The sequence below is a fragment of the Nocardia sp. NPDC059154 genome, assembly GCF_042755705.1.
Taxonomy (GTDB): Bacteria; Actinomycetota; Actinomycetes; order Mycobacteriales; family Mycobacteriaceae; genus Nocardia.
Genome location: NZ_JBHZCS010000155.1, coordinates 1 through 6,186, shown reverse-complemented (window position 1 = coordinate 6,186; position 6,186 = coordinate 1). Strand labels below are relative to the sequence as shown.

Sequence of the window (6,186 nt, the reverse complement as noted above, 5' to 3'; positions counted from 1 at the left end):
GCTTCTGGTGGTTTGTTGCGTCCACGGGCGGGTGTTGGCGGAGCCAAACCTCTGTTTGTCTCTGCAAACAGATGGGAGGGTTGGGGAATGTGCCGGTCGCCGGGCTCGCGCCCGGTACCCGACACCCGCAGAGCTCAGCGGGGAGAACACACCTCGGATCACCCTCTCCCCCACCGGCTCTGCGTGATCAGAAGATCGTGTAGCCGCCGTCGACCACGATCTCGTTGCCTGTATGGAAGGTCAGCGCCGGGTCCGCGAGGAACGCGGCGACCTCGTAGAACTCCTCGGGATCGGCCCATCGCCGCGCAGGGGTGCGCGCCGTGGTCACTTGCATGAACTTCTCGTCCGCCTGCAGATGAGTGTTCATCGCGGTCCGGGTCCAGCCCGGAATCAGCACGTTGCACCGGACCTGATGGCGGGCCAGCTCGACCGCCAGGGTGCGCGCCAACCCGATCAAGCCGGTTTTGCTCGTGGCGTATGCAGCCTGCCCGGCTCCGCCGTAACGGCTGATCGTCGAAGAGACGACGATGATCGAACCGCCGGTGCCTTGCGCGACGAACCGCCGAGCGGCGGCACGGCTGCCGAGGAAGCCACCGTCGAGGTTGGTGCGCAACACCCGATGCCAGCTGTCGAGCGACATCTCGGTGATCGGCGCGGCCTCGGCGATGCCCGCGTTCGCCACGAAACAGTCCAGCGGACCGAGCTCCTCGACGGTGCGCTCCATCGCCTCGTCCACCGCCTGCTCATCGGCGATATCGCATTGCACCGCAGTCGCTTTCACACCGAGTGCCCGGATCTCATCGACAACCGAGGCGCTCTTGTCGACATTGCGGGCCCACACCGCGACATCGGCCCCGGCGCGGGCCAGGCCCACCGCCATCGCATGGCCGATACCGCTGTTGCCTCCGGTGACGACTGCCGTGCGGCCGGCCAGCTTGCCCTCGCTCACCGCCCCGCCTTCGCATCCGGCAGCGGGATGTTCACCAGCTCGGCCAGAGCCGCACGGTGGCGCTCAGGCGTGCCCAGCGCGATCGCACTGCTCTTGGCCCGCTTGAGATAGACGTGAGCCGGGTGCTCCCAGGTGAATCCGATACCGCCGTGGAACTGCACGCATTCTTCAGCGATCTGCTGGGCGATGACAGAACAGTGAGCCTGCGCCAACGCTGCCGCTATCGGCAGATCGGGTGAACCCGTCGCCGCGCATTCGGCCGCGTAGCGAGCCACCGCGCGCGCTTGGGTCAGCAGCACCCACAGATCGGCCACACGGTGCTTGATCGCCTGGTACGAGCCGATGATCCGGCCGAACTGGCGACGAATCCCCAGGTACTCGACCGCCATCTCGAAGCACCGCTCGGCCAGCCCCAACTGTTCCGAGGCCAGCAGCACCGCACCGATCCGCAGGGCAGCATCCACCGCTGCACGGGCGCGCTCCCCCTCGGCGAGGAGTTCCGCCGCGGCACCGTCGAACACAAGGTCCACCAGCGGGCGAGTCATATCCAGCGACACCACCTCGGTGCGCCGCAATCCGTCGGCGCCCGCCGCGACCTGGTATACGGCATCGCCCACCGGGACGAGGAAGACGTCGGCGACTGTGGCATCGGCAACCGAATCCACTGTGCCGTACAGCTTCCCGTCCCGGACCTGCACATCGCCGAAGCGATCGTCCGGGGCGGTGCTGAACGGCAGCGCTACCGCGGCGACGAGCGCTCCACCCGCCACGGCACCGAGCAGCTCGGTCTGGCCGAGTTCCAGCAGCAGAGCCGTCGCGATGCCGCCGGAGCCGAGGAAAGGCACCGGGGCCACGGCGCGCCCGAGTTCCTCGGCGACGATCGCAGCCTCACGCCAACTCGCGCCCGCCCCACCGGCGGACTCTGGCACAGCCAGTGCTGCACAACCGATTTCGACAGTGAGCGCGTTCCACAGCTCCAGGTCGGTCGTGGTGTCGCTCTCGGTCCGGGCCAGCACGGCGTCCCAGGGGCTGCGCTTGTCGAGCAGAGCTCGCACACTGCCCCGCAGGTCCTCCTCGATTTCCGAGTAGAGCAGATCGCCTGTCACTGGCGTCGTGATGTCGGTCATCGCGGCAGGTCCTTCCAGGGCATGTCCTTGTCCGCCCGGGCCTCGGCGGGCAGTCCGAGCACTCGCTCGGCGATGATGTTGCGCATGATGTCGGAGGTGCCACCCTCGATCGAGTTGCCCTTCGCGCGCAGGAACCGCCAGCCCGCCGACTCCTCGGCATAGTCGGCGACGATGACCGGCCGCCGCGCGGAGTAGTCGGTGTACCGAAGACCCTCCGCACCCAGCAGTTCCAGTTCGAGCGACGAGATCTGCTGGTTCAGCCGCGCGTAGCTGAGCTTCGCGCCCGATCCCTCGGGGCCGGGAAGCCCGGCGGCCTGCTGCTGACGCAGACGCTCCGCGGTAAGCCGGGCGGCCTCCGCCTCGACCCAGAACCGTACGACCTGGTCGTGGAGCCCGGGCCGGCGCAAGTCGGGTCGGGCGCGCCAGGTGCGCACCAAAGCACCGATCGTGCCGTTCTCGCGCGGAATCGTGCCCGCGCCGATGGCGACTCGCTCGTTCATCAGGGTGTGATTGGCGACCGCCCAGCCCTGACCGATCTCGCCGAGCAGCTGGTCGGCGGCGATGCGCACATCGTCGAGATAGACCTCGTTGAACTCGCTTTCACCGGTGATCTGCCGCAGTGGCCGGACATCGACACCCGGATCGTGCATATCGCAGATGAAAAAGGACAGTCCCTTGTGCTTGGGCTGTGCCGGGTCTGTGCGCGCCACCAGAATCGCCCAGTCCGCCTGGTGCGCAAGCGAAGTCCACACCTTCTGACCGTTGACGACCCAGCCGTCGGCGTCAGGCTTCGCGCTCGTGCCCACATTGGCCAGATCGGAACCGGCGCCCGGCTCACTGAAGAGCTGGCACCACAGTTCCTCACCGGTCCACAGCGGGCGCAGCCATCGCTGCTTCTGCTCCGGGGTACCGAAGCGCAGGATGGTCGGCGCGGCCAGATTGAGGCCGATGAAGTTCAGCTCCGGCCGGTTGTCCGGAGCACCGGCTGCCGCGAAGAGCGCGTCGACTTCGGGCTGCAGGGTCGGCTCCAGGCCGAGTCCACCGAATCCTTCCGGGTAGTAGACCCAGGCGAGCCCGGCATCGTATCGAGCCCGCAGGAACTCCTGCCGGTCGGTGCCGAGCGGGTCATGCTCACGCAGGAATTCGCGCACACGGATGGCGAGTCCCTCAGCGTCGAGAGCGCTCTTGGTGCTCACGAGTCCTCTTTCCTCAGAATGTTGATCAGACCTTCGCGAAATACGCGATATCGAGGATCTGGCCGGTCCGCTCCTGCGCCCACACGGCGCGCACCCGGGTGCCGACGGGCAACTGCGCCCGAACCTCGTTCGGATCCGACAGATCCAGCCCGTGCACGTAGTGCATGAGCAGCGTGGACGCACCGTCGAGCCGAATACCCGCGATGGCGTAGGGCGGGGTGGGCCCACCTCGGAAGCTCTGCCACGCGACGGTGAACGCCTCGACGACGCCCTCGGGCGGCAACTCGAGCCACTCGTCGGTGCGCACGAAGCAGGACTCGCAGTAGGCCTGCGGCGGAACGAACACCCGCGCACAGTCCGGGCACTTGTTGGCCAGGATCTTCTGCTCGGTGAGCCCCGCCATGAAGCGACCCCAGGTCGCGCCGAGGTGGATGTCGTAGTTCAGGTCCCAGTGGACCCGCTGCGTCGTGATGGTCACGGGCGCTCCATTCTTTCGAGGATGGCAAGGTTCTCGAACTGGAAGAAGGTGCCGCCGGTGCCGTGCGCGAGACCGCGCCGCGCTCCTTGCACCTGCATCTCCTCCGGTGCGTCACCCATGAGTTGCAAAGCGATGTAGACGTACGGGGCCAGCTCGCCCGCGACACCGGCATTGGTGCACAGCGGTCCACCCGAGAGGTTCGTGGGCAGGTCGCCGCCGATTTCCGTTGCGCCGGAACGGAGCAGGTCGATGCCTCCGCCGGGTGGGGCGAATCCGAGAGCCTCCAGCTGCATCGGCTGCATCGGCGCGTAAGGCGCGAACAGTTCGACGACATCGATTTCCGCACGCGGGTCACGGATGTCGGCGATCTGATAGACCTTGTGGGCCAGGATCGCCAGGTTCTCCATAGCGGCGAAATCGTTCTTGCCACCACCGAGATACGGGTCGCTGGAGGTCGCCATGGCACGGATGACGACCGGCGTCGGCCTCAACCCGATCGCGCTGTCCTCGGAAGTGATAAGGAGCGCGTTGGCCGAGGTGGAAACCGGGCACACCATCGCCATCGTCATTGGATACGACAACGGCTTGGCCGCCACCACGTCCTCGACGGTGAGGGTATTGCGCAAGTGCGCGTAGGGATTACGTGAGGCGTGCTCGTGTGCCTGCACCACGCTCACCGCGAAATCCTCGACGGTCGCGCCGAATCGCTGCTGGTAGGCGCTCGGATAGAACGCGCCCATATGGTACGCGCCCATGCCCAGCGGCTGTTCGACGATCATCGGCGAGTTCGTGTTGATCGCCGACTGCAGATCCTCGGCACCATAGAACGTCGGCCCACCTACGCACAGCACGCGCTGACGGTCACCGGACCGCACCTGGCGGGCAGCGACCTGCATCAGATTGCCACCGGTGGTGCCGCCGGTGTTGATGATCGACACCGGCAAATCCCTGCCCAGGCCGAGCCTGCGCACCACATGCTTGGCGCCGAGAACAGTGCCCTCGAAGCCGTCGATATTGCCGATCACAATGCCGTCCAATGAGTCCGGCGAGGCGCCCGAGTGCTCGAGCGCGGCCCACACCGCCTCCTGCACGAGCTCGAGCGATGAGCTTTCCTGCTTGCGCGGCGACGTGGCACGAGTAATGCCCACTCCCGCGATCACTGCCCGCGTGGCCATCAAACCTCTTCCAGGACAAGGACGGTCGCGGTCTCCGCGACGGGTCCGGTGAGCAGGTCGGTGGAATGCGACACAGCGCGGCCACCGTTCTCCTCGAGCCACGACACCGCTTCGAGCAGGCGAAGTGCGCCGTTGGCCACGCCCGGGTAGGCGCTGGCCGCACCGCCGGAGGGAGACACTTCGGCATCCGCCTTACTCAGACCGAGCGCACCGAGGGTCGGCGCGAGCAACGCCGGTGTGGCAGAGGTGAGCTCGACAGCCTGAATCTGCTCGCCTGGTTCGGTCAGACCGGCCCGGCGGTAGGCCTCCTGCCCGGCACGGCGCGCAGCGACCGCCGGATCTTCGAGCCACTGCCCGTCGGCCGTGGTGTCGCCGGTCGCCTGTCCCCAGCCCGTGAGCACGGCACGCGGGTGCCGCGCCCGACGGGCCCTGGCCAGTGATCCCAGCACCACAGCGATGGCTCCGGTGCATTCGGCGGGCAACATGAGTTCACGCAGAACGCCATTGACCGGCGCCGACGACAGGACGTCAGCCGTGCTGACCGGTGAGGTGCGAGCGGCCCTACTACGGCCTGCTCCTCGGGTGATCGACGCCGCCGAAATCTCAGCGAGTTGCTCTTCGGTCAGGATGCCCGAATCTACGACATAGCCGGCGTGCAAGCCGAACATCGTCTCCGCCGTCAGACCGACCGGCCGATCGAAGTGCGGCTCGAACCCGAGATTCGAAATCTGCTGGAGGAATTGCCGCCGATCCGGTCCAGACACCTCGGGGTTGTAAACACCCACGGCGAGCGCCAGGTCCGCGTCACCCGCAGCGATGGTCTGCGCCGCAGCGATGATGGCCTGTCCGGCGTCACCCTCGATGCGGTACGACTGCGCCAGGTAGCCGCCGCTCGCGGCATTGGTCAAACCGCTGGAGATGCTGCGGCCGTCGTAGATGTCCAGCGACGCCGTTACCGACAGCCCGAGCTCGTGTTTACGAATTCCGGCTTCCCGCAAAGCGTTCGACACCGCGTCGAAGACCAGTTCGTCGAGAACGGCATCGCTTTCGGCGACCAGAGGCGTCGCCGCGATTCCCAGGACCGGAATCGGATCACGAGCCTCGGAAGAGGGGTTGAGTCCGCTCACATCGGCCCCTGGTGAAGATGGGCGCTGATCGTCATGAGCGTCAGAGCCTTTCGATGATCGTCGCGTTGGCGAGCCCGCCGCCTTCGCACATGGTCTGCAGGCCGTAGCGCTCGCCGGTGGCCTCGAGGTGGTTC

Annotated in this window: 6 protein-coding genes; all 6 read right to left on the bottom strand. The window is 67.0% G+C overall.

The genetic code is table 11. The features are described 5' to 3' along the window. Positions 1-187: 187 nt before the first annotated feature. The 6 genes from ACFXN1_RS50975 to ACFXN1_RS50950 are packed head-to-tail and all read right to left on the bottom strand — an operon-like array spanning position 188 to position 6,052. Positions 188-949 (bottom strand): SDR family NAD(P)-dependent oxidoreductase, encoded by a 762-nt coding sequence (locus tag ACFXN1_RS50975; protein ID WP_379444233.1) that lies wholly within the window; start codon positions 947-949, stop codon positions 188-190. Beyond that, complete coding sequence (locus ACFXN1_RS50970) at positions 946-2,076, bottom strand: acyl-CoA dehydrogenase family protein (RefSeq protein ID WP_379444231.1); 1,131 nt, start codon at positions 2,074-2,076, stop codon at positions 946-948. The genes ACFXN1_RS50975 and ACFXN1_RS50970 overlap by 4 nt, the downstream gene beginning before the upstream one ends. Further along, positions 2,073-3,272 (bottom strand): acyl-CoA dehydrogenase family protein, encoded by a 1,200-nt coding sequence (locus tag ACFXN1_RS50965; RefSeq protein WP_379444229.1) that lies wholly within the window; start codon positions 3,270-3,272, stop codon positions 2,073-2,075. Before ACFXN1_RS50965 ends, ACFXN1_RS50970 begins: the two co-directional genes overlap by 4 nt. 25 nt (positions 3,273-3,297) lie before the next feature. Next, on the bottom strand, positions 3,298-3,750 hold the full coding sequence (locus tag ACFXN1_RS50960; RefSeq protein ID WP_379444227.1) for a Zn-ribbon domain-containing OB-fold protein: 453 nt from the start codon (positions 3,748-3,750) through the stop codon (positions 3,298-3,300). Next, a complete protein-coding gene (locus ACFXN1_RS50955) occupies positions 3,747-4,925 on the bottom strand; it encodes a thiolase family protein (protein WP_379444226.1) in 1,179 nt (392 codons plus the stop codon). The genes ACFXN1_RS50960 and ACFXN1_RS50955 overlap by 4 nt, the downstream gene beginning before the upstream one ends. Continuing rightward, positions 4,925-6,052, bottom strand: a complete 1,128-nt coding sequence (locus tag ACFXN1_RS50950) for a hypothetical protein (protein WP_379464139.1) — start codon at positions 6,050-6,052, stop codon at positions 4,925-4,927. Before ACFXN1_RS50950 ends, ACFXN1_RS50955 begins: the two co-directional genes overlap by 1 nt. Positions 6,053-6,186 lie beyond the last annotated feature (134 nt).